Origin of the sequence: Rhizobium sp. BK512, assembly GCF_014194915.1 — a bacterium.
In the GTDB taxonomy this organism is placed as follows: Bacteria; Pseudomonadota; Alphaproteobacteria; order Rhizobiales; family Rhizobiaceae; genus Rhizobium.
The window spans coordinates 941831-965791 of sequence record NZ_JACIAS010000001.1 but is presented as its reverse complement, the minus strand read 5'-3'; the positions used below and the strand labels follow the sequence as shown (position 1 = coordinate 965791).

Annotated in this window: 24 protein-coding genes and 1 pseudogene; 18 read left to right on the top strand and 7 right to left on the bottom strand. The window is 60.7% G+C overall.

What is annotated here, in order from left to right; all coding sequences use genetic code 11:
• Positions 1-63: 63 nt before the first annotated feature.
• From urtB to ureG, 17 genes and pseudogenes are all read left to right on the top strand, one after another.
• The gene (gene urtB / locus FHX06_RS04910) at positions 64-1683 is read left to right on the top strand and encodes an urea ABC transporter permease subunit UrtB (RefSeq protein ID WP_113209878.1); all 1620 of its coding nucleotides are present in this window, start codon (positions 64-66) and stop codon (positions 1681-1683) included.
• Positions 1680-2760 (top strand): annotated as a pseudogene (gene urtC / locus FHX06_RS04905) (urea ABC transporter permease subunit UrtC); the annotation flags it as partial. The gene urtB and the pseudogene urtC, both read left to right, overlap by 4 nt.
• An 86-nt stretch (positions 2761-2846) precedes the next feature.
• A complete protein-coding gene (gene urtD, locus FHX06_RS04900) occupies positions 2847-3602 on the top strand; it encodes an urea ABC transporter ATP-binding protein UrtD (RefSeq protein ID WP_113209876.1) in 756 nt (251 codons plus the stop codon).
• Positions 3603-3677: 75 nt separating this feature from the next.
• A complete protein-coding gene (locus tag FHX06_RS04895; RefSeq protein ID WP_113016877.1) occupies positions 3678-4196 on the top strand; it encodes a hypothetical protein in 519 nt (172 codons plus the stop codon).
• Positions 4197-4214: 18 nt separating this feature from the next.
• Positions 4215-4910 (top strand): urea ABC transporter ATP-binding subunit UrtE, encoded by a 696-nt coding sequence (gene urtE / locus FHX06_RS04890; RefSeq protein ID WP_007816041.1) that lies wholly within the window; start codon positions 4215-4217, stop codon positions 4908-4910.
• A gap of 176 nt (positions 4911-5086) precedes the next feature.
• Positions 5087-5911 carry an urease accessory protein UreD gene (locus tag FHX06_RS04885; RefSeq protein WP_112544000.1) on the top strand — a complete coding sequence of 275 codons (825 nt, stop codon included), beginning with the start codon at positions 5087-5089 and terminating at the stop codon, positions 5909-5911.
• 20 nt (positions 5912-5931) lie between these two features.
• The gene (locus FHX06_RS04880; RefSeq protein WP_113016879.1) at positions 5932-6234 is read left to right on the top strand and encodes an urease subunit gamma; all 303 of its coding nucleotides are present in this window, start codon (positions 5932-5934) and stop codon (positions 6232-6234) included.
• 10 nt (positions 6235-6244) lie between these two features.
• The gene (locus FHX06_RS04875; protein WP_113016880.1) at positions 6245-6496 is read left to right on the top strand and encodes a DUF1272 domain-containing protein; all 252 of its coding nucleotides are present in this window, start codon (positions 6245-6247) and stop codon (positions 6494-6496) included.
• Positions 6497-6506: 10 nt separating this feature from the next.
• Positions 6507-6812: an urease subunit beta gene (locus tag FHX06_RS04870; protein WP_112544003.1), complete on the top strand. Its 306-nt coding sequence runs from the start codon at positions 6507-6509 to the stop codon at positions 6810-6812.
• 28 nt (positions 6813-6840) lie between these two features.
• Entirely contained in the window at positions 6841-7251 is a 411-nt protein-coding gene (locus FHX06_RS04865) for a lysozyme inhibitor LprI family protein (protein WP_112971172.1), read from the top strand.
• A gap of 16 nt (positions 7252-7267) precedes the next feature.
• Positions 7268-7891, top strand: a complete 624-nt coding sequence (locus tag FHX06_RS04860; RefSeq protein ID WP_113209875.1) for a Urease operon accessory protein — start codon at positions 7268-7270, stop codon at positions 7889-7891.
• A gap of 3 nt (positions 7892-7894) precedes the next feature.
• Entirely contained in the window at positions 7895-9607 is a 1713-nt protein-coding gene (ureC, locus tag FHX06_RS04855; RefSeq protein WP_113204473.1) for an urease subunit alpha, read from the top strand.
• 18 nt (positions 9608-9625) lie between these two features.
• Positions 9626-10300 (top strand): TIGR02117 family protein, encoded by a 675-nt coding sequence (locus FHX06_RS04850; RefSeq protein WP_113209960.1) that lies wholly within the window; start codon positions 9626-9628, stop codon positions 10298-10300.
• 407 nt (positions 10301-10707) lie between these two features.
• The gene (locus FHX06_RS04845) at positions 10708-11571 is read left to right on the top strand and encodes a GGDEF domain-containing protein (protein ID WP_112544007.1); all 864 of its coding nucleotides are present in this window, start codon (positions 10708-10710) and stop codon (positions 11569-11571) included.
• A gap of 85 nt (positions 11572-11656) precedes the next feature.
• Positions 11657-12262 (top strand): urease accessory protein UreE, encoded by a 606-nt coding sequence (locus FHX06_RS04840; protein WP_183878238.1) that lies wholly within the window; start codon positions 11657-11659, stop codon positions 12260-12262.
• A gap of 6 nt (positions 12263-12268) precedes the next feature.
• The gene (locus FHX06_RS04835; protein ID WP_113116696.1) at positions 12269-12940 is read left to right on the top strand and encodes an urease accessory protein UreF; all 672 of its coding nucleotides are present in this window, start codon (positions 12269-12271) and stop codon (positions 12938-12940) included.
• 89 nt (positions 12941-13029) lie between these two features.
• Positions 13030-13641, top strand: a complete 612-nt coding sequence (gene ureG, locus FHX06_RS04830) for an urease accessory protein UreG (RefSeq protein ID WP_112544010.1) — start codon at positions 13030-13032, stop codon at positions 13639-13641.
• Positions 13642-13644: 3 nt separating this feature from the next.
• Here ureG and FHX06_RS04825 read toward each other — a convergent pair whose 3' ends face one another.
• Both FHX06_RS04825 and FHX06_RS04820 read right to left on the bottom strand, forming a co-directional pair.
• On the bottom strand, positions 13645-14331 hold the full coding sequence (locus FHX06_RS04825) for a Crp/Fnr family transcriptional regulator (RefSeq protein WP_112971167.1): 687 nt from the start codon (positions 14329-14331) through the stop codon (positions 13645-13647).
• 112 nt (positions 14332-14443) lie between these two features.
• Positions 14444-14641 (bottom strand): hypothetical protein, encoded by a 198-nt coding sequence (locus tag FHX06_RS04820; protein WP_112971166.1) that lies wholly within the window; start codon positions 14639-14641, stop codon positions 14444-14446.
• A gap of 159 nt (positions 14642-14800) precedes the next feature.
• On the opposite strand from FHX06_RS04820, the gene FHX06_RS04815 reads away from it, so the two are divergent.
• Entirely contained in the window at positions 14801-15862 is a 1062-nt protein-coding gene (locus FHX06_RS04815; protein WP_183878236.1) for a LacI family DNA-binding transcriptional regulator, read from the top strand.
• Between the two features lie 56 nt (positions 15863-15918).
• On the opposite strand, the gene FHX06_RS04810 is transcribed toward FHX06_RS04815, so the two are convergent.
• From FHX06_RS04810 to FHX06_RS04790, 5 genes are all read right to left on the bottom strand, one after another.
• Positions 15919-19239, bottom strand: a complete 3321-nt coding sequence (locus tag FHX06_RS04810) for an efflux RND transporter permease subunit (RefSeq protein ID WP_113016888.1) — start codon at positions 19237-19239, stop codon at positions 15919-15921.
• A gap of 12 nt (positions 19240-19251) precedes the next feature.
• Positions 19252-20478: an efflux RND transporter periplasmic adaptor subunit gene (locus FHX06_RS04805; RefSeq protein ID WP_183878234.1), complete on the bottom strand. Its 1227-nt coding sequence runs from the start codon at positions 20476-20478 to the stop codon at positions 19252-19254.
• A 411-nt stretch (positions 20479-20889) separates the two neighbouring features.
• Positions 20890-21861, bottom strand: a complete 972-nt coding sequence (locus FHX06_RS04800; protein ID WP_112544016.1) for an ABC transporter substrate-binding protein — start codon at positions 21859-21861, stop codon at positions 20890-20892.
• Positions 21862-21916: 55 nt separating this feature from the next.
• Positions 21917-23044: an ABC transporter permease gene (locus FHX06_RS04795; RefSeq protein ID WP_183878232.1), complete on the bottom strand. Its 1128-nt coding sequence runs from the start codon at positions 23042-23044 to the stop codon at positions 21917-21919.
• Entirely contained in the window at positions 23041-23925 is an 885-nt protein-coding gene (locus FHX06_RS04790; RefSeq protein ID WP_112971161.1) for an ABC transporter permease, read from the bottom strand. Before FHX06_RS04790 ends, FHX06_RS04795 begins: the two co-directional genes overlap by 4 nt.
• Positions 23926-23961 lie beyond the last annotated feature (36 nt).

The following is a 23961-nucleotide window of genomic DNA, read 5'->3' as shown; positions in this document are numbered from 1 at the left end:
ACTTCAAATCCGGGCGGAAGCTTCGTCCCAGCGGTTGCCATGATAATTTAGGCGGGAAAGCCGATGTATCGCGCCATCAAGATCTTTCTTTTGACTGTTTGCCTGACACTGACAGGACTGACGGCTGGTCTGAAGGCCCAGGATGATGTCCACGCTCTTGTCGATGCGCTTGGCGTTGGCGGCTTTCCTGAGCGTGAAGCGGCCATCAAGGCGCTCGTCGCTTCCAAGGATGCACATGTCAGCCAGATATTGCAGCAACTGAGCGACGGCCTGCTCTATGTGAATTCCGACGAGGGCGGTCCTGTGCTCGTTCAGGGCGGCACGGATGATGAGCCGACCTATTCCGATCCACTCACCGGCGAAGCCGTTGCCGACATCGATCCCGATACGATGTCGAAGGTGAAGATCAACAATTCGCTGCGCACGCTCATCGGCACGATGACGAGCCAGATGACGCTGCTGAGCCCCGATCGCGGCGCCCGCCTCGCGGCTGCCCAGGGGCTTTTGAAGGATGCCGATCCGGCCAATCTCGACCTCTTGAATTCCGCTTTGGCTGGTGAAAAGGACGCCGAGATCAAGAGCACGATGGAAGCAGCCCGCGCCGTCATGGTGCTGAAGAGCGATATGAGCGCCGATGAAAAGCGACAGGCGATCGATACGGTTGCCGCGCGCGGCGGCCGTGATGCGCTGATTATCCTGACCACCGCGCTGGCGACGGCTCCCGATGATCTCAAGCCTGCCATTCAGGCGCATATCAGCATCATCAACCGCAGCCTGGCTCTCTGGAATATTGTCCAGAACGTCTGGTACGGCCTGTCGCTCGGTTCGGTGCTGCTGCTTGCGGCCATCGGCCTTGCCATCACCTTCGGCGTCATGGGCGTCATCAACATGGCGCATGGCGAGATGGTGATGATCGGCGCCTACACGACCTATGTCGTGCAGGAATATATCACTGCGAACTTTCCCGGCATGGCCGATTATTCGCTGGCCTTTGCCGTGCCTGCCGCATTCATCTTCACGGGTTTCGTCGGCCTCATCATCGAGCGCGTCGTCATCCGCTACCTCTATGGCCGGCCGCTGGAGACGCTGCTTGCCACCTGGGGCGTCTCGCTGATCCTGCAGCAGGCAGTGCGCACGGTGTTCGGCCCGACCAACCGCGAAGTACGCAATCCGAGCTGGATGTCGGGCGCTTTCGAATTCGGCGGATTATCGATCACCTGGAATCGTCTCTGGATCATCGTCTTTTCCATGGCTGTCTTCGTGGCGCTGCTGATGCTGCTTAAGCGCTCCGCCTTCGGCCTGCAGATGCGTGCCGTCACCCAGAACCGGCGCATGGCCTCATCCATGGGTATCCGCACCGGCTGGGTCGATGCCTTCACCTTCGCGCTCGGTTCCGGCATTGCCGGCATGGCGGGTGTCGCGCTCTCGCAGATCGACAACGTCTCGCCGAACCTCGGCCAGAGCTACATCATCGACAGTTTTATGGTCGTGGTCTTCGGCGGTGTCGGCAATCTCTGGGGCACGCTGGTCGGCGCTCTGTCGCTCGGTGTCGTCAACAAATTCCTCGAGCCCTTTGCCGGCGCCGTGCTCGGCAAGATCCTGGTGCTCGTCCTCATCATTCTTTTCATCCAGAAGCGTCCCCGCGGGCTCTTCGCACTCAAAGGAAGGGCGGTGGAAGCATGATTACGGCCTTCCTTCTCCGGTCTCTCGATCGCCGGATTTCCATTGCCATCGCCATCCTGCTGGTGGTCGCAGTTCTCGTGCCGGTGCTCAACCTGGCGACGTCGGCGGACAATCCGCTGCATGTGCCGACCTACATCATGGCCCTGTTCGGCAAGTACCTGACCTATGCGCTGCTGGCGCTGGCGCTCGATCTTGTCTGGGGCTTTTGCGGCATTCTCTCGCTCGGCCATGGCGCGTTCTTCGCGCTCGGCGGTTATGCGATGGGCATGTATCTGATGCGGCAGATCGGCCCGCGCGGCGTCTATGGAGATCCGATCTTGCCGGACTTCATGGTCTTCCTGAACTGGAAGGAACTGCCCTGGTTCTGGCATGGTTTCGACCAGTTCTGGTTTGCGGCACTAATGGTGCTCGTTGTGCCCGGCCTGCTTGCCTTCGTCTTTGGCTGGTTCGCCTTCCGCAGCAGGGTCAACGGCGTCTATCTGTCGATCATCACGCAGGCCATGACCTATGCACTGCTGCTCGCCTTCTTCCGCAATGATATGGGCTTCGGTGGCAATAACGGTATGACCGATTTCAAGGAAATCCTCGGCTTCAATGTGCAGGCGGATAGCACGCGTGCTACGCTCTTTGCGGCGACCGCGATCTTCCTTGCCCTCTCGCTGATGATTGCCTCGGCGATCGTGCGCTCGAAATTCGGCAAGGTGCTGGTCGGCGTGCGTGATGCGGAAAGCCGCACCCGCTTCCTCGGGTATCGCGTCGAGCATTTCAAGCTCTTCACCTTCGTCGTCTCGGCGATGATGGCAGGCATTGCCGGCGCGCTCTATGTGCCGCAGGTCGGCATCATCAATCCCGGCGAATTCGCGCCAGCCAACTCCATCGAAGTCGTCATCTGGACGGCTGTCGGCGGGCGGGCGACATTGATCGGGCCGATCATCGGCGCCATCCTCGTCAACGGCGGCAAGACGATCTTCACCGGCCTCTTCCCCGATTACTGGCTTTTTGCGCTCGGCGGCCTCTTCGTGCTTGTCACGCTGTTCCTGCCGAAGGGCATCGTCGGCACGATCGCCCAGTATCTCGGAAAGCGGAAGCCGGTCTCGAACGGCGTGACGCCTGTTGCCGCCGAGGAGGGCGTCGAAGCAAAAATCCAGGCTGCGGAGTAGACCATGATCCCCGACGTCAAACCCAACAGCGTGCTCTATCTCAACGGTGTCTCGGTCTCCTTCGACGGGTTCAAGGCGCTCAACTCGCTCTCCATCGTCATCGAACCCGGCGAACTCCGGGCGATCATCGGCCCGAACGGCGCCGGCAAGACGACGATGATGGACATCATCACGGGCAAGACCCGGCCGGATGAGGGTGAGGTCTTCTTCAACGGCACGATCGATCTCACCAAGAAGGACGAGGCCGATATCGCCCAGCTTGGCATCGGCCGGAAATTCCAGAAGCCGACGGTCTTCGAAAGCCATACGGTCTGGGACAATCTGGAACTGGCGCTCAACCGCCGGCGCACGGTGTTTTCGACGCTCTTCTATCGCCTGTCCGGTGAAGACAAGAATCGTATCGATGAGATCCTGGAAACGGTGCGCCTGACGCATCGCCGAGATGAGCTTGCGGCCAACCTGTCGCATGGTCAGAAGCAGTGGCTGGAGATCGGCATGCTCTTAGCCCAGGAGCCGAAGCTTCTGCTAGTCGATGAGCCTGTGGCTGGCATGACCGATGCCGAGACGGCGGAAACGGCAATCCTGCTCAAGGATATCGCCAAGACGCGGTCTGTCGTCGTCGTGGAGCACGATATGGGCTTCATTCGCGATCTCGGTGTGAAGGTGACCTGTCTTGCGGAAGGCTCGGTGCTGGCCGAGGGATCGATCGACTTCGTCAGCAACGATCCGAAGGTGATCGAGAACTATCTTGGTCGCTAAAAATGCAACTTCTAGGCTTGAACCTGACAGGAGAAGGCGCTCTAAAACGAGCGGTTTTTACGGTGGGGTTTCATAATGGCTTTTCTCGGAATTCTTGTCATGGCGATCGGCGGCGCGGCCGTCTGGTATTGGCGTTTTAAAATGATGCGTGAGGCTGGAAGCGAGATCATCGATTCCGTCGAGCGCATGCGGGGTGCATATAAGCGCGGCAAGTTCCGCAAGCAGGCGGCGGTGGCACCGCTGGCTTCGATTGCCGATCCGGCGATTGCGGCAGTGGCCTTCTTCTTCTGCCTCGCCAAGGAAAAGCCGATGTATTTCGACGCGGCGAAGGATGTCGTGCGGGATCGAATGCGAGGTATCATCCGGCCGGGCGACATGGAAGAGGTGCTGGTTTTCGGCGAATGGGCGTCCAAGAACGCCATCAGCCCCGAAGACCCGATCCGCCGCTTCCGCGACCTGTGGCTGCAGGCGCTCGACATGCAGGAGCGTCAGCAACTCATCGGCATTGCCGAGGACGTGGCCGCCGTCGGTGGCGAGAAAACGAAAGAACAGGAAAACGCCTTGCAGGTGCTGAGGCGTACGCTGATGAACTGATGGGGAATGGGTGAACGGATGCTGACAGTCGAAAACGCAAATCTTCATTATGGCGCGGCCCAGGCGTTGCGCGGCATCTCGATCAAGGCCGAGATGGGCAAGATCACCTGTGTGCTCGGGCGCAATGGCGTGGGCAAGAGTTCGCTGTTGCGCGCCGTCACCGGCCAGCATCCGATATCGGCGGGAACCATTACCTTCAACGATGCGAAGCTGAACGGCCTGCCGCCCTTTGCCCGTGCCAAGCAGGGCATCGGCTATGTGCCGCAGGGGCGTGAAATCTTCCCGCTGCTGACGGTGAAGGAAAACCTCGAAACCGGCTTTGCTCCGCTTGGCCGCCGCGACCGCAACATCCCCGACGATATCTTCAGTCTCTTCCCGGTGCTGAAGTCGATGTTGTCGCGTCGCGGCGGCGATCTCTCGGGCGGGCAACAGCAGCAGCTGGCGATCGGACGTGCCATGGTCACGCGGCCGAAGATCCTGGTGCTCGACGAGCCGACCGAGGGCATCCAGCCATCGATCATCAAGGATATCGGCCGGGCGATCCGTTATCTCCGCGATTCCACCGGCATGGCGATCCTGCTCGTCGAGCAGTATCTCGACTTCTGCCGTGAGCTTGCCGACTACGTGTACATCATGGACCGCGGCGAGATCGTGCATGAGGGCCTTGCCGAAACTCTGGATACGCCGGAAGCGCGCCGCCATCTGACCGTATGACCTCTCTGGCGATCGCGCTGGCAGATGCCGCATTTTGCGGCAGATGCCTTGCGCGTCATCCTTATGGCCCGTGGGGGCATGGGCTTTCGGAAAGCGGCACGGGACTTGCTTTGTTGCAGTCAACAGAGACATTCAACGCAAGTTGCCAGACAGGATGGCTTCTGCACGGGGGTGGCATGACAGGTGCGGCGGCGGGCATCACGAGACCGCAGAGAGCGGAAGGACGCGGGCATCTCGCTGCCAAGGTGCAGGGCGGGCGTACGCGGATTCAGGAACTCTATCAGGAAGGTGCGGCAAAGATCCGCCTGCCGGATACGTTCGATGCCTCGATGGAGGCCGTCATCATCAATACGGCCGGCGGGCTGACCGGCGGCGACCGGATGAACTGGAGCATATCGGCTGGAGCGGGTACGCGCATCGATGTGACGACGCAAGCCTGCGAGAAGATCTACAAGGCATCGGCCGGAACGGCAGAGGTGACGACGCAGATCGCGGTCGGACCGGGCGCCCGCGTCGACTGGTTGCCGCAGGAGACCATTCTTTTCGATCGTGCATCGCTGTTTCGCCGGCTGGATGTCGATCTCGATGACAGCGCGGAGTTCCTTGCTGTCGAAGCCATCCTGCTTGGCCGCACCGCCATGGGCGAAACGATGGAGACGGGGCTGTTTCGCGACCGCTGGCGCATCCGCCGCTCGGGTCAGCTTGTTCATGCCGAGGAACTGCGCCTTTCTGATGCGGTGGCGCTGCTTGCGGCAGAGCAGGCGGTGCTCGGCGGGCAGGTGGCCTTTGCGACGGTGCTTTACGCAGGGCCGATGTCCGAACCCTATCTCGCCAAGGTGCGGCCGCTGCTGGACGGGCATATGGGCGGAGCGAGTGCCTGGAGCGACAAGATCGTCGTGCGCCTTGCGGCAGCCGATGGTTTTGCGCTGAGAAAAATCCTGATCCCGGTCATTTCCGCCTTGCGCAACGGAGCGCCTGTGCCGAAAGTCTGGAATCTGTAAGTTCAACAAGCGGGTAGACGATGAACCTCACTCCGAGAGAAAAAGACAAGCTGTTGATTTCCATGGCCGCCATGGTGGCGCGCAAGCGGCTGGAGCGCGGCGTCAAGCTGAACCATCCGGAAGCCATCGCCCTCATTAGCGACTTCGTCGTCGAAGGCGCACGAGATGGCCGCCCGGTCGCCGAACTGATGGAGGCCGGAGCCCATGTGATCACCCGCGACCAGGTAATGGAAGGCATTGCGGAGATGATCCACGACGTGCAGGTCGAGGCGACTTTCCCCGACGGCACGAAGCTGGTGACCGTTCACGAGCCGATCCGCTGAGGAGTAAGCCATGCTGGAGCTTCGACCCAATTGCGAATGCTGCGACAAGGATCTGCCGCCCGACAGTGCCGAAGCGATGATCTGCACGTTCGAGTGCACGTTCTGTGCGGATTGCGTTGACAATGTCCTCAAGGGCGTATGCCCGAATTGCGGCGGCAACCTCGTAGCCAGACCGATCCGGCCTGCGGCGAAGCTCCTGAATAATCCGGCATCCACGAAGCGTGTTCTGAAGGCCGAGGGCTGCGCGCCCAAGGTGGCTTAAGGAGAGACAGATGATCCCTGGCGAAATCATTGCTGCAAGCGGCGAGATCGAGCTCAATGCCGGCGCACCGACCGTGACGCTTGAGGTCTCCAATACCGGCGATCGTCCCGTACAGGTCGGCAGCCACTATCATTTTGCCGAGACCAATGCCGGTCTGTCCTTCGATCGCGACAAGGCCCATGGCATGCGGCTCGACATTCCCGCCGGCACGGCCGTGCGCTTCGAGCCGGGCCAGACCCGTTCGGTGACGCTCATACCGGTCTCCGGCAAGCGTGAAGTCTATGGCTTCCGCCAGCTGGTCATGGGCCGGCTTTGATCAAAAAGAAAATGACAGGAGGAAATACATGCGCTTGAAGATCGGGTTCATCGGTGCGGCGCTGATGCTGCTGGCCGCAGGTGGCGCCCATGCCGAGGACGTGGATTGCGACAATGCGCAGACACAGTCCGATATGACCAGTTGCGCGCAGGCGCGCTATGACGAGGCCGACAAGGGGCTCAACGCCCAGTACAAGCTGACGCGCGCCGCCATGGTGGCGATCGACAAGGATCTCGACGATGACATGAAGGGTGCCGAGCAGGCGTTGCTCAAGGCACAGCGTGCCTGGATCAACTATCGCGACGCGCAATGCGAGAATTACGGCTTCCAGGCCCGCGGCGGCACGATGGAGCCGATGCTGGTGGCGGGCTGCCTGGCCGACCTCACGGATGCCAGGACCAAGGAGCTCAAGGAGCTTGCCGAAGGGATGGGCCAGTAAGGTGGGCAGGGCAATCATGATCGTGGGCAATGGCGACGTGGGAGAAGGCGGGGCAGAGGTCATCGATGCCGCCGACTTCGTCATCCGCTTCAACGAGTGCCGTTCCTATGGCAGCGGCGGCACGCGCACCGATGCGATTGCGGTGTGCAATACCGGTCGGCCCGCCAAGGCGATGCTCGCTTCGGAAAGCTGGCGCATCCATCCGGCCACACTCGAAGCCGCGGAAATCTGGAGCGTGCGCGATCCCGAAAAATTTGCAGCCATGCGCGGGCCGCTTGCCGTCTCGCATCCCGAGCTCGATGATTTCTGCGATGACTACACAAGCCAATTCAACGACTTCTGCGTGCAAGCTGGCAAGCTGCATCGGGTCGTTGACATCAAGATTCATGAAAGCATCGATCAGGCGCTTTCTGCCTTCTCGCCAGCACCTTATGTCGTGCCGAGCAGCGGCATGATCGTGATCGGCGACGTGCTCGACAGATTTCCCGACGATAATGTGACACTTGCCGGCTTCGGCCATGTGGGCTGGGAGTGGCATCCCTTTGCCGCAGAAAAGCAGCTCGTCGATTCCTATGTTGCGGCCGGCCGCCTGACGCGGCTTGCCGGAAAGCCGCTCGCCTCTTCCTCCCAAGGAGCCTGATAGATGCCATACAAGATCTCCCGCGCGGCTTATGCCGGCATGTTCGGTCCGACCACCGGCGACAAGGTCCGCCTTGCCGATACGGAGCTATTCATCGAGATCGAAAACGACTTCACCACCTATGGTGAAGAGGTGAAGTTCGGCGGCGGGAAGGTTATCCGTGACGGCATGGGCCAGAGCCAGGTGACGCGGGCAGGCGGGGCTGTCGACACCGTCATCACCAACGCCGTCATTATCGACCATACCGGCATCTACAAGGCCGATATCGGGCTGAGGGATGGTCGCATTGCCGCGATCGGCAAGGCTGGCAATCCGGATATGCAGCCTGGTGTCAACATCATCGTCGGCCCGGGTACGGAAGCGATCGCCGGCGAGGGCAAGATCCTCACCGCTGGCGGCATGGACAGCCATATCCATTTCATTGCTCCGCAGCAGATCGAGGAAGCGCTGATGAGCGGGCTCACCTGTATGCTCGGCGGCGGCACCGGACCGGCGCACGGCACGCTTGCAACCACCTGCACGCCCGGCCCTTGGCATATCGCCCGCATGATCGAGGCGGCCGATGCTTTCCCGATGAACCTTGCCTTTGCAGGCAAGGGCAATGCCTCGCTGCCCGGCGCATTGCAGGAAATGGTGCTCGCCGGTGCGACCTCGCTGAAGCTGCATGAGGATTGGGGCACGACACCCGGCGCCATTGACTGCTGCCTCTCGGTTGCCGACGAGTATGACGTGCAGGTGATGATCCATACGGATACGCTGAACGAAAGCGGCTTCGTCGAAGATACGATCGGTGCCATCAAGGGCCGTACCATCCATGCCTTCCATACGGAGGGTGCGGGTGGCGGTCATGCGCCCGACATCATCAAGATCTGCGGCCAGCCGAACGTCATTCCCTCGTCCACCAACCCGACGCGGCCCTATACGGTCAATACGATTGCCGAGCATCTGGACATGCTGATGGTCTGCCATCACCTGTCACCATCGATCCCGGAGGATATCGCCTTTGCCGAAAGCCGTATCCGCAAGGAGACGATCGCGGCGGAAGACATCCTGCACGATATCGGCGCCTTCTCGATCATTTCCTCCGACAGCCAGGCCATGGGCCGAGTTGGCGAAGTGCTGATCCGCACCTGGCAAACGGCAGACAAGATGAAGCGCCAGCGCGGCCGTCTGAAAGAAGAAAAGGGCGATAACGACAATTTCCGTGTTCGCCGTTACGTCGCCAAATACACGATCAATCCGGCGATTGCGCACGGCCTGTCGCATGAGATCGGCTCGATCGAGGTCGGCAAGCGCGCCGACCTCGTCCTCTGGAATCCGGCCTTCTTCGGCGTGAAGCCGGATATGGTGCTGCTTGGAGGCTCCATTGCGGCAGCCCCCATGGGCGATCCGAATGCCTCGATCCCAACGCCGCAGCCGGTGCATTACCGCCCGATGTTTGCTTCTTTCGGCAAGAGCCTGACGAATTCTTCCGTCACCTTCGTCTCCCAGGCTTCGCTCGATGCCGGGCTCAAGGGTCGCCTCGGCGTCGCCAAGAATCTGGTTGCCGTAAAGAACACACGCGGCGGCATCTCCAAGGCGTCGATGGTCCACAACGACCTCACCCCCGATATCGAGGTCGATCCGGAAACCTACGAAGTACGGGCGAACGGCGAGCTGCTGACCTGCGAACCGGCGACAGTGTTGCCGATGGCGCAGCGTTATTTCCTGTTCTGAGTTTCTTTCATGATCGGTGTGAAGCTGGCAGTGCGATGGCTGATACGCGCAGTCGCGCTGCTTTTGTTATTGATGGCCGGCGGCACCTTCATTCCAAGACCGTTGCTCGTGGCAGCCGAAGCATCTTCGGCGGCAGTGCCTTCAAAGCGTATTCTGCTGCTTTCCGGGCCGATCCACACGGATATAGCGATCCCGCTCGATGATCGGCTTCGGGCTTCCTTTTTATTCCTCGAAGATGCCGGCATTCCGGTCAGCGATCCCGCCGCACAATGGCTGGTCTTCGGGTGGGGCGGGCGCTCGTTCTATCTGGAAACGCCGACCTGGGCCGATCTGAAGCCGATGCCGGTGTTTCGCGCCCTGACGATCGACAACTCGGTGATGCATGTCGATGTTGCTGGAGGTATTTCCGAAACCCATCCAGCCGTGACAGTTCTCGATGTCGATGGCGAACGGTTCGAGAAGCTGCTCGGCTTCATCAATGACAGTTTCATCCGGGAAAACGGAGCTGTCGTGTCGGTCGGCGACAGGGGATATGGCGATTACGACAGGTTCTTCGAGGCGAGGGGCTATTTCAATGCGCTATTTGGTTGCAATACATGGACTGCCGCTGCGCTACGGACAGGCGGCCTGCGAACGGGTTTCTGGAACCCGTTGCCGCAGACGCTGGTGCTTTCGCTTAGCCTCTATAATTGAAGTATAGAGGACCTCCTGCAACCTGGCGCCGCTGACGGCGCGGCGTTATTTTTCGTTTTAACCCTTGTGTTTTCGACGCACTGTCCCCCGTTGTTACCCTTAAAGTGAATTCTGAGCATCATTCCCCGACTAGTTGTGAAAATCAGTGGATAGACTGTGGTTTTTAAACCATAGGTCATTCTGAAACAGGCGCCGATTATGCTTCGTAAAATCCCTTTGAAATCAAGTTTTTAGATGTATTTCCCATAGCGGTCAGGCCTGTGCCGAAAAGTTGCACTTCCTGCTAGAAAAAACAGAACGGTTGAATCCCCCGAAATCACTCAAATTTTAGCGATTGAATTAAGACCTCCGCAGCAACTGCGACCCTATCAATGGCCTGAAGACGCTGGGCAGGAAGGCCGATTCTCATGGAAAACTGGATATCGCTTCAGGCTGAGCTAGGCAGTTTCGAGCATCGCAAAACCGTTTATACTTTTGCGCTGAAGATGAGTTTTCTGGCAGTAATACTGTCCGGCTTCATCATCGTGATCACGCTGCCGCCGCTCAACTTCATGGGTGTGCTGCCGATTACCCTCGGGCATGCCATGATCTTTGCCATCATCCTCTCCTGGCTGATCGGCGGAATGGTGTCCGGCGTGCTGTCGCTCGTGGCGGGCTTTGCCATCCATGACCTGACTGTCTCCCGTGCCAAATTCGAAAAGCTCAGCCGCACCGACACGCTCTCCGGGCTCCTGAACCGGCGTGCTTTCACCGATGCCCTGGAGAGGGTGGAGGGAGACGCTTGCCTCGCCATTTTCGACGTCGACCGTTTCAAGGCGATCAACGACCGTTTCGGCCATGGCTGCGGTGATGCCGTCATTACGGCCGTCTCAGCCATGCTTTCTGCGGCTTTCGATGGCGCTTCGGTCGTGGCGCGGCTCGGCGGGGAGGAATTCGGAGTCGTCGTTCAGGGCGGGACGCCGGAGGAGCGGGTAGCGCGCATCGAAGGGGTGAGGGCGCAGATTGCAGCGCAGCCCATTCCGGCGGATGGGCACGACGTCACCATCACGATATCAGGCGGCATTGCCGATCTCCATGAGGGGCGCGACAAAGAGGCGGTCTATGCCTCCGCCGACAAGGCGCTCTATCTCGCCAAGGCACTCGGCCGCAATCGTGTCGTCCACGAGAGGGAAGGGCTGAATCACGCCTGGCACGGGCTCGTCGAAAATGGCCTCGGCGTTCAGGGTATTGCGCCTGACGAGGCGGGCCTGCTGCAGGCGTCGGGAATCTAGAGCTGCCAGTTACGAAACGTGCATTGGTGCTTGCATCGCGAAGGGCTATTTTGCATGGTCTAGGTCCCAGTTTAACGGATATCTCATGCAGCGCGTTACATCTTATCTGCCCGCCGGCACCCCTTCTTCCCACCCGACCTCACAGGTCAAGCTGCCGCACGATCTGCGGCACCTGCGCCGCAAGCTCCTGCATCTGGAGAACGGCGAGATGGTGATGCTCGATCTCAAGGAGCCGGTGCTTTTTGCCAATGGTGACATGCTGGTGCGCGAGGATGGTGAACTGATCGAAATCCTTGCCGCAAACGAAAAGCTGTTCGAGGTGCGCGGCCGCGACCGCGCGCATCTGATCGAACTTGCCTGGCATCTCGGCAACCGTCATCTCTCTGCGCAGATCGAGGAGGATCGCATCGTGATCCTGCGCGATCATGTCATCCGCACCATGCTGCAGGGGTTGGGCGCGATGGTGCTCGACATCGAAGAGCCCTTCCAGCCGGCGCGTGGCGCCTATCATTCCCATGGCGGACATTCGCACGGTCACGATCATCACGATCACGATCACGGCCATGACCATGGTCACGATCACCACGACCACGAGCACCACGGCCATGATCATGATCACCATGACCATCACGACCATGATCATCATGGCCATGGGCATGACCACGGCCACCACAATCATAAACACGATTGACGCTTGATGGCCGAGGATCGTGAGCTGCAGGCCTTGTTGCGCCTGACGGCATGGCTTTCGCCGGCTTTTCCCGTTGGTTCATTCGCCTATTCCGGCGGGCTGGAGCGGGCCGTGGCGGATGGGCTGGTGCGCGATGCCGACATGTTGCGGCGCTGGCTGCAGACGCTGACCGGCAACGGCTCCGTCTGGAACGACGCCGTGCTTTTTGCCGGGAGCCATCGGGGTTACCGCGATGGCGATCGTCTTACTGAGCTCGCCGGGCTTGCTGCAGCGCTTGCCGGTTCGCGCGAGCGGCATCAGGAGACGATGCTGCTTGGCGAAGCCTTTCTGACGGCTGCACAGGCCTGGCCTGACGACGTCTTCAGCCGATTGCCGAAGAGGGTCGCCTATCCGGTGGCTGTCGGTGCGGTGACGGGCGCGCATGGGATAGCGCTCGAACAAGCGCTCGCAGCTTTTCTTCATGCCTATCTTTCCCAGGCGGTATCTGCCGGCATCCGGCTTGGTGTCGCGGGACAGAAGGATGGCGTTGCCATTCTCGCCGGGCTTGAAGCGCATGTGATGGATATTGCCGCGCGCGCTGCCCGCTCCAGCCTCGACGATCTGGGTTCGGCAACTGTCCAGGCCGACATTGCCGGGCTTCGCCACGAGACGCAGCAGACCCGGTTGTTCCGCTCCTGAGCAGGGAGATCATCCGTGCATCTGCGTCATTTGACGGTGGCGGGAAATTGGCGCTTCGCTATCATCCGACTTCGATTGGAGTAAGACACATGAAATCAAGAAACGGACCCCTGCGGGTCGGCATCGGCGGACCGGTGGGCTCGGGCAAGACGGCGCTGACGGAAAAGCTCTGCAAGGCGATGCGCGACGATTATTCGGTCGCCGTCGTGACGAACGACATCTACACGACCGAGGATGCCGAAGCACTGGTGCGCATGCAGGCGCTGCCATCAGACCGGATCGTCGGTGTTGAGACCGGCGGCTGCCCGCATACGGCCATCCGCGAGGATGCGACGATCAACCTGCAGGCCATTGCCAACCTCAACGAGCGCATTCCCGATCTCGACGTCGTCTTCATCGAATCCGGCGGCGACAATCTGGCGGCGACTTTCTCGCCTGATCTCGCCGATATCACCATCTATGTGATTTCCGTCTGCCAGGGTGAGGAAATTCCGCGCAAGGGCGGGCCGGGCATTACCCGATCGGATCTTCTCGTCATCAACAAGAAGGATCTGGCGCCTTATGTCGGGGCTGACCTCGAAGTGATGGACCGCGATGCCACGCGCATGCGCGCGACGCGTCCGTTCGTCTTCTCCGACATGAAGCGCGGTGATGGCATCAGTTCGATTGTCGACTTTCTGCGCGTGCAGGGCGGTCTTTAAGGGCTAGATACGCCTGAGCGTGTTGACGTCACTGATGGCGATGACGCGGCCGCGCACGGTCACGCCTGCGGATTTGAGCGTCGAAAAGGCGCGCGAGAGCGCCTCGGGGGCGAGCCCCAGCTTTCGGGCGAGCAGGTTCTTCGGGAATGGCAGCCGTAGCGAAGCCGCTGCGGCGCTCTCCTCCACGCAATGAGAGAGAATGTAATGCGCGACGCGTTGCGGTGCAGTCTGCATGCGGTCGTTGGCCAGGCATTCCATAGTTGCCAGCAGATGCAGCGACAGGCTGTGCATGATCGCGGTGCCGATCTGCGGGTATTCCGCCAAAAGAGCGCGCACCTTGCCGATGTGGAAGCGGGCAAGCACCGTGTTGTCCATCGACTGGGCTCCGTAACGATAGGTGCCGCCGGCCTGGATCAGGCATTCGGCGAAGCTGTCGCCTGGCTCGCAGATACGGATATCTGCTTCCCTGCCTTCGCCGTTGAGGCGAAAGAGCCGGACGTAGCCCTCCAGCACGCTGTAGAAATAAACGCCGGGTTCGCCTTCCTGGAAGAGAATGTCGTGTGAAGCCGAAGAGATTACCGTGGAGCAGGCACGCAAGGCCTCGGCCTCAGCACCATTCAGCTCCGCAAAAATTCCAGCCCTTGAGAGCAGCGCCCGCTCGCGGCTGCCTGGCATCAGCATCCTGTTCATGTTCCGACCTCCGGCAGCGATCTACGCCACCAATTTTCCCCTGATGATGCCAGAATAGGGGAAGCAAGGCGCGAGGAAATTGATTTTGATCAAACGCCGGCGTTGCGCACCTCTATCGAGGTCTGTGATCGGTTGGAATGGTGAAGGACCAGGCGTTTGGGTGTTTGCGGCCGCTCATCAACCGGCGCATGAACGGCAGGAAGACAAACAAACGTTTACCGTGCTCGGTTTCTTCAGCGGGCTTGTTGTCGCGCGGGTTGCCCCAGCGATCCTCATAGAGATCCTTGAAAAGCGAACTGACCGGAATCATCGCTTCATTCTCCTAGTTGTTGAATCGATTCAAGTTCCGTATAGAGTTCTTGAACCGATTCAATCTTGTTCCTCGGCCGCCGTTCTGTCAAGTTCATTTTGAACCGATACAATCTTTTGCTAGAGTGGTTCGGATTTTAGGTGCCAGCAAGGAGCAGCTTTGGGCAAAGGGCATGTGAGACTGGCTGATGTCGCCAAGGCAGCAGGCGTATCGCAGGGCACGGCATCGAATGTTTTCAGCCGTCCGGACGTGGTGCGGGAGGAAGTACGCGAGCGGGTGCTCAAGGTCGCCCGGGAGCTCGGTTACAGCGGGCCTGACGTCAAGGGCAGGCTGCTGAGGGCAGGGCGGGTGAACGCGATCGGTGTCGCCGCCGTTGAGCCGCTCACCTATTTTTTCGATGACCCCTGGGCGCGTTCACTGATGACCGCGATCGGTGAAGTCTGTGATTCCAGCGGCACTGGGATCGCTGTCGTCTCGGCGATGAACGAGGAGCGGCTTGCCTGGAACATCAACAGCGCGCTCGTCGACGGCTTCATTCTGCTTTGCGTGGAAGGCGGAGAGAGGCTCGTGGAACTCACCCGTCAGCGCCAGCTGCCGTTCATCGCGCTGGCGCTCGGCATCGAGGATGAGACGATCCCGGCAATCGGCATCGACAATGTGGCGGGTGGAGCGGCGGCTGCACGGCATCTGCTGGAGCTCGGGCACCGTGACATCGCGATCCTGTCGATCGGCGATGTCGATGGCCTTGTCGGCCCGGTGGCGCCTGAGCGTGTCGATCCCGAGATGGAGGCGACCCCGCGTGACCGCATGCATGGCTACTGGCAGGCGCTGGCCGAATACGGCATTCCTCGCGAAGCCGTTCCGATCCAGGGGACGCTGCATGACAGGCCAAGCACCATCATGGCCATGGAGACCCTGTTCTCTTCTGCCAGTCCGCCGACGGCCATTCTGGCAATGTCGGACAAGGTTGCGCTGTTTGCCATGCAGTGGCTCGCCGAGCGCGGGCTGAAAGTGCCGGAAGCCGTATCCATCATCGGCTTCGACGGTGTGCCGGAAGCCGCAACCTCGCTTCCGCGCCTGACCACCGTCGCCCAGCCCTTTGCCGAAATCGCCCGCCGCTCGGTGACTGCGATCCTCGAAAATGCGTTGCCTGAGAACCACGAGGCGCTCAATCTCGAGCTTGTCGTAAGAGACAGCACGGCGCCGCCGAGAGCGCACTGATTCGGAAATAGAAAAGGCCGGGTCGATGCCCGGCCTTTCGCGTTATGATTTCTGTCCTATTCAGCCGCGAAGGGTGGCAGGCGCAGCACGTTGGTGTCGTTGCCCGTCTTGCGCTTGCTTTCCGGTCTTTCGATCGCGGTCAGGCGCTCCTCCAGCGAGTCGATGTCGCTGCGGCTCTCGCGCGCGGCGCGAGTGAGGTCTTCGCTCGACATCGGCAGGTCCTCCTTGTCTTTCTTGCCGACCAGGCGACCGAAAATCCAGCCGAGGAGGCGGGAAAGATCGTCCATGATCAGGAAGAAGGAGGGCACGACGACAAGCGAGAGCACCGTCGAAACGATGATGCCGCCGATCACCGCGATCGCCATCGGTGCGCGGAAGGAGCCGCCTTCGCCAACGCCAAGCGCGGAAGGCAGCATGCCTGCCGACATGGCGATCGAGGTCATGATGATCGGGCGGGCGCGCTTGCGGCCGGCTTCGACCATGGCCTCGACACGAGCCATGCCCTGGTGGCGCATCTCGATCGCGAAATCGACGAGCAGGATGGCGTTCTTGGTGACGATACCCATCAGCATCAGGATGCCGATCATGACCGGCATGGACAGCGGGTTGCTGGTGACGATCAGGCCCGCGGCCACACCGCCGATTGCGAGTGGCAGCGAGAACAGGATGGTGAAGGGCTGGATGATATCCTTAAAGAGCAGGATCAGCACCGTCAGCACCAGGAGGAGGCCCATCAGCATGGCGTTGACGAAGCTCTGCTGCATCTCCGTCTGCACCTTGGTGTCGCCGCTTTCAGCAAGGTGCACGGTGGCGGGAAGCTTGGCGTCGTTGACGATCTGGCGGAAGCGGGCCGAAGCCGTGTCGAGCGCCACGCCCTGCGGCAGGTCCGAGCCGATCGAGACGACGCGGTAACGGTTGTTGCGCTTGATGGAGCTCACACCTTCCGAATAGTCGATATTGGCGACGGTCGCGAGCGGCACTGTGCCGCCACTGGCCGTCTGGATCTTCAATGCCCGGATGGCGGCGAGATCGCGGCGCATGTCGAGTGATGCCTGAACCCGGATCGGAATCTGGCGATCGTCGAGCGAGATCTTGGCAAGGGCCGCATCGACGTCGCCGATTGTGGCGACGCGGATCGTCTCGGAGATCTGTTGCGGCGTGATGCCGAGGCGAGCGGCCTCGTCCTTGCGCGGACGGACCTGCAGTTCCGGACGGGGAAGGGCGCCATCGGCGCTGACATTGGCCAGCAGCGGATCGGCGCGCAGCTTGGATTCCAGAATGCCGACCGCGTTATTCAGGTCCTCCTCGTTCTTGGAAAGGAAGTTGAACGAGAGGTCGCGTTCGCCGCGGTCGTTGAGCTTCAGGATATGGACGTCGGGAATGTCGCGCAGCTTGGCGAAGACTTCCTTTTCGATATCCCATTGCGGACGCTCGCGGCCGTGGACCTCCACTTTCGGCAGCATCGGGCCGATGACGGGGAGATGGCCGAGCACGTCATTGACCACCTTCTTGACCAGCGATTGGTCGAGCTTGTCGAGTGCGAGCGTGATGGTCGCTCGGCGCAGTTCGAGTTCGCCCTTCGGCGACGCGCCGCCGAGGACGAAGACGCTGTCGACGCCGTTGATGTCCTTGACCCGGTCATAGATCGCATCCGTCGTCTTCTCCGTGTCGTCAAGCCGTGCGTTGGGCGGCAGCTCGACCGAGAGAACGATGCGCGAGGCATCTTCCGGCGGCAGGAAGCTGCCGGGCACCTGCATGAGCAACATGACGGAACCGACCAGAAAGCCGATCGCCACAAGCAACGTCGCATAACGCGTGTACCAGTGGCCGGTCGTGCCGCGTATGAGGCGCGTGTATCCACGCATCAGCAGACCGTCATTGTCGTGATGGTCTTCCATGCCGTCTTCGGCACGCATCAGATAGGCGGCCATCATCGGAGTGATGAGGCGCGCGACCATCAGCGAGAAGAAGACGGAGAAAGCGACGGTCAGGCCGAACTGTATGAAGTATTGACCCGGAATGCCCGGCATGAAGGAAACGGGCACGAAGACGGCGATGATCGTGAAGGTGGTGGCGATGACGGCAAGGCCGATTTCGTCCGCCGCTTCGATCGCCGCCCGATAGGGCGTCTTGCCCATCTTGATATGGCGGGCGATGTTTTCGATTTCCACGATCGCGTCGTCGACGAGAATACCTGTCGCGAGCGTCAGAGCCAGGAAGCTGACGAGGTTCAGCGAGAAGCCCATCATGTCCATGACCCAGAAGGTCGGGATCGCAGAGAGCGGCAGCGCGATGGCTGAAATCAGGGTGGCGCGCCAGTTCCTGAGGAACAGAAGGACGACGATGACGGCGAGCAGCGCGCCTTCGAGCAGCGTATGAATGGCGGCTTCATAGTTGCCGTACGTGAAATAAACCGAATCGTCGATCATCTCGATCTTCACATTCGGGTTTTCGCTCCGCACCTTGTCGAGGCTCTGCGCCACGGTTTCGGCGACGCTGACTTCGCTGGCGCCCTTCGAGCGGAAGACGCCGAAGGTGACGACAGGCGTATCGTTGAAGCGCGAGAAGGATTTCGGCTCCTCGTATGTGTCCTTGATGACGCCGAGATCGGACAGCTTGACGAAACGGCCGCTCGGCAGCGCAATCGTCGTGTCTGCAAGCTCGGCGACATTGCGGGCGTCGCCGAGAACGCGGATCGCCTGCTCGCTGCCTGCCACCTGGCCGCGGCCGGAGCCGAGATCGACGTTGGTGCCGCGCAGTTGCTGGTTCACGCTTGCAGCGGTGATGCCATGGGCATCGAGCTTGCCGGGTGTGAGTTCGATGCGCACTTCGCGCTCGGCGCCGCCATAACGATCGACGCGGCCGATGCCGGCCTGGCCCTGCAGCGCACGTTTGATCGTATCGTCGACGAACCAGGAGAGTTCTTCGAGCGACATATCAGGCGAGGAAACGGCGAAGGTCTGGATTGCCTGGCCCTCGACATCGACCTTCGTGACGATCGGCGTCTCGGCCGTTGCCGGCAGATCGCTGCGAATGCGGTCGATCGCGTCCTTGACGTCCTGTACAGCCTGTTCCGTCGGCACTTCCATCCGGAACATGACGTTAGTCTGCGAGCTGCCGTCGGTCACCGTCGACTGGATTTCGTCGATACCGGTGATCGAGGCGATCGCGTCTTCGATCTCCTTCGTCACCTGCATTTCGAGTTCCGCCGGCGAAGCACCGCTCTGCGTCACGCTGATCGAAACGAGCGGTACGTCGATGTTCGGGAAGCGCGTGATCGGCAGCTTGTTGAAGGACTGCATGCCGATGAATATCAACAGGCAGAAGGCCAGAAGCGGTGCGATCGGATTTCGAATGGACCAGGCTGAAAAATTCATCGGATGGTCTCTTTAGTTGGAAGCCGAAGGCTGTTCGCGCACCGGAGTGATATGGTCGCCGTCGCGGACATAGGCGCCCGCCTTGGCCACGACCTCGTCGCCGGTCTTCAATCCACTTGTGATTTCGACATAGGCTCCATCCTGGATGCCGGTCTCGATCTTGGCGAATTTCACCACGCCATTCTCGACCCTGCGGGCGGAGGAGCCTTCGCTGCCGGTGAGAACCGCCGTCAGCGGAAGGGACACGCCTTCGGTCTCGCGGACGATGATCTCGGCGCTGCCATACATGCCGGAACGCGCCTTGCTGTCATCGTCGATGGAGATATGGACGAGGCCGAGGCGGGTGACCGGATCGACGGTCGGCGACACCAGGCGCACTGCGCCGGAAAGCTTCTCGCGGCTGCCGGAAAGCGAGATCGTCGCCTTCTGGCCGGCCATGATCCTGACGATGTCACTCTCGGCGACTTCGGCGACAAGCTCGATATCGCCGCCGCGGATAAGCGTGAATAGCGGATCGCCGTTGCCGGCGGCAATGGCGCCGACCTTGGCGTTCTTTGCCGAGACCGTGCCGGCGACCGGCGTCTTCACGTCGGTTCGGGCGAGCTTCAGATCCGCATCGGCAATCTGGCTGTCGAAGACCTTGAGGTCGGCTTCGGCGACTTCGATCGCCTGCTCGGCGGAAGCGACGCGCGCGTTGGCGGCGGCGGCGGTCGCATCGGCCTGTTCGACCTGGGCGGTCGAAACCGTGCCCTTCTTGCCCATTTCCTGGGCGCGAGCCTGCTGCTGCCTTGCCTGTTCGGCATTGGCCTGCGCCTCGATGAGCTGGGCGCGCAGCTGAGCGAGGCTTGCCTCGCCCTTGGCTTTCGTCGCCATCATCTGGCTCTTGGTCAGGACCAGAGCGTCATCGTTCAGCGTCGCCAGTGTGCTGTCGGCCTGAACCTTGTCGCCGACATCAGCCTTCAGACTGCGAATGGAGAGGCCTTCCACCTGCGGCTGGATATAGACTTCCTCGACGGGCTTGACCGTTCCGGTACCGATGACACGGTCGACGAGGGTGCGGTTCGCCGCTGTGGTGACGACGATTGCAGGCAGGTTCTGGGAGGCCTGGGCCTGCGTGGCCTGGGGTTCCTCGGCAAATACAGCCGGGGCCGCAAAAGTAGCGGCAATCAGAGCCGAGGCCGCAAAAGCGGCGATGGGAAAAGTGGAGGCGCGTAGTAATGCGTGCGGCTTGAGTGCCATGCGTCGTCGTCCAATCTCTTGACGGGATCGGCCGAACTCGCGCGTTCTCAAAGAGGCTCGCGGTCGGGCGAATGCCGTCTTCCAAATCTCAGAGGTATTTACCCGCATCCCGTTCGCCGGAACTTATGGTCCCAATCCGGCAAATCCGGCTAGTACGTGGTATTGATTTGCTCCACGTGCAAGCCCGGCAGAAAATAATTCCCCATGAGATACCATTAATTACCATTGCGATGCCCATCAATCACCTAAGGGTTATGTGAACATGACGATGATTGATCGGCCCGCACAAGGTTTGACGTTTGACGCCTGACAAATGCGACAGTTGCAAGGCGATTTTTTCCATCGAGTGCAAAAAACAGAAACGCGCGGGAGATTCTCCCGCGCGCGTTGCATTTCGGCATCGATATGCTGCTACTTGGCGGCAGCGTCCGTGATGTCGTGGGTCCAGGCGCCCGACGGCTCCTTGTTGACGATTTTCTGGTCGAGCAGGGCCTTGGCCGTGCGGTCATAGAGCGTGGTGTCGAGCTTGCCGGTACCATCCCCGATCAGCTTGGCGACTTCGCCCATCATCCGCTTCTGGTGGTTTTCGTCCTGGCCGCCGGCGTCGACGACGATCCCGGCTGCATCGTCAGGATTTTCCATCGCGTATTTCCAGCCCTTCATGGAAGCGCGGACGAACTTGACCATCTTTTCCTTGAAGGCCGGATCCTTCAGCTTGTCTTCCATTGCATAAAGGCCGTCCTCAAGAAGGTCATTGCCCATGGCGGTATAGTTGAAGACCACAAGGTCTTCCGGCTTGAGGCCGGCATCGATTGCCTGCCAGTATTCGTTATAGGTCATGACGGAGATGCAATCGGCCTGCTTCTGCAGCAGCGGCTGCACGTCGAAGCTCTGCTTCAGCACGGTCACGCCGTCAGCACCGCCATCGGTCTTGAGGCCCAGCTTGTTCATCCAGGCGAAGAAGGGATATTCGTTGCCGAAGAACCAGACGCCGAGCGTGTGGCCCTTGAAGTCGGCTTCGGTCTTGATCGGACCATCCTTGCGGCAGATCATTTCCATGCCGGATTTCTGATAGGGCTGGGCGATATTGACGAGCGGAACGCCCTTTTCGCGGGCAACCAGCGCGCCGCCCATCCAGTCGACGATCACATCGGCGCCGCCGCCGGCAATCACCTGTTCCGGCGCGATGTCGGGGCCGCCCGGCTTGATATCGACGTCGAGGCCTTCTTCTTCGTAATAGCCCTTGTCCTTTGCGACGTAATAACCGGCGAACTGCGACTGGGTGACCCATTTCAGCTGCAGCGTCACCTTGTCGGCGGCCATCGCGTGGGCCGCGGCAAGCGACATCGCGCTCGCCATCATTGCAACCATCAACTTTTTCATTTTCTTTTTTCCCTCTGAAGTTATGCCCAAGCCGCTATGCGAGGCCGGGGCGCGCCTAACCACCACGGATAGACGGATGCCAGAACGTCACCGCCCTCTCGGCAAGGGCGACGACACCATAGAAGATCGAGCCTGCAAGCGCCGCGACGGCGATCTCGGCCCAGACCATGTCGACATTCATGCGGCCCATCTCGGTGGAGATGCGAAAGCCCATGCCGACGATCGGCGTCCCGAAGAATTCCGCAACGATGGCACCAATCATCGCCAGCGTCGAGTTGATCTTCAGTGCGTTGAAAATGAAGGGCATTGCGGCGGGAAGCCGGAGCTTCAGCAGCGTCTGCCAATAGTTGGATGCGTAGGTGCGCATCAGGTCGCGCTCCATGTTGCCGGAGGCGGCGAGGCCGGCGACCGTGTTCACCAGCATGGGGAAGAAGGTCATGATGATGACGACGGCGGCCTTTGACTGCCAGTCGAAGCCGAACCACATGACCATGATGGGTGCGACGCCGATGATCGGCAGCGCGGACACCATATTGCCGATCGGCAGCAGGCCGCGACGCAGGAAAGCGAAGCGGTCAGCGAGGATGGCAACCACGAAGCCGCTCGTGCAGCCGATGACGTATCCGATGAGGACCGCTTTGAAGATCGTCTGCCTGATATCTTCGCCAAGGGTTGGCAGCGAGCCTGATATGCGCGCCCAGATCGCGCCTGGCGGCGGCAGGATGACGAAGGGAATGCCGAGGCCGCGCGTGGCCGCTTCCCAGATGATGAGGATCCAGGCGCCGAAAATGGCGGGAATCAGCAGGCGCAACAACCATTTGCCGACAGGCGTTGGCGGCTGGAGTTCGGACAGTTCCGTGACGCAGCGCGAGGCAAGCAGCCAGCCTGCGGCAAGCAGCAGGAAGAAGGAGAGGGTGGCAAAGCGCTCGTTGCCCGAGAGCGTGTTGAGCAACAGCCAGGCTGCGCCATGGGCGCCGATGAAGAGGACCGTGGCGGTGAGCGCTCTGGATATGGGCGCGAAGGAAACCAGCGCCGCGGCGACGACGAACAGGGTGATCAGCGCGGTCGTCATGGATGATGGAGGCTCGGAGGCTCCGGCCGCATAGACAGGCAGCGTGAACATGGCCGCTATGGCGCAGAGGAGGGCGACCAGGCCCTGCCAGGAAAGCGTCATCTGTTTCATGCCGGTCTCCCGCCCATGGCGCGATCGACGATCTTCGCAACGAGGCCGACGATCGTGACGAGGATCGCTGCGAGGACCGAACCCGCGACCAGTGCCGCCCATATGTCGATAGTCTGGCTGTAATAGGAGCCGGCAAGCAATTTCGAGCCGATGCCGGCAACAGCGCCGGTCGGTAGTTCGCCGACGATGGTACCGACCAGGCTTGCCGCAATTGCCACCTTCATCGACGTGAAGAGGAAGGGAATGGAGGCGGGCACGCGCAGCTTCCAGAAGGTTTGTGCGGCGGTGGCATTATACGTGCGCATCAAATCCAGATGCATGACCTCGGGCGACCGCAAGCCCTTCACCATGCCGACGGCGACCGGGAAGAAGGAGAGATAGGTCGATATCAGCGCTTTGGGGATCAGGCCGGTGATGTTGATCGAGCCGAGAACGACGATGATCATGGGCGCAACCGCCAGGATGGGCACGGTCTGCGAGGCAATGATCCAGGGCATCAGGCTGCGGTCCAGCGCCTTGATGTGGATGATGGCAACGGCAATGACGATACCGAGCAGCGTGCCGAAGGCAAAGCCGAGTGCGGTGGACGAGAGGGTGACGCCTGCGTGATAGACGAGGCTGCGATTGCTCGAGAGCTTTCTGAGGAAGGTGTTTTCGAACACATTCTGCGCCACCTGATGCGGCGCCGGCAGGACGGGTTTCGGCTGGGAGAGCGTCTTGCCGACAAATTCCATCGTGGTCGAGGTGATGCTGTTGCGCGTATCCATGTCGCGCTGAAACGGCGTGTTCAGGATGACGGCTGCGACATACCAGATCGCGACCAGCACCAGCAGGATTGTGAGGACGGGGACGATCTTGTCCTTGAAGGTGTCGGGTTTCATGCGGCGTCCCTCCACTTGGGGAGGTTGAGGTTGCCC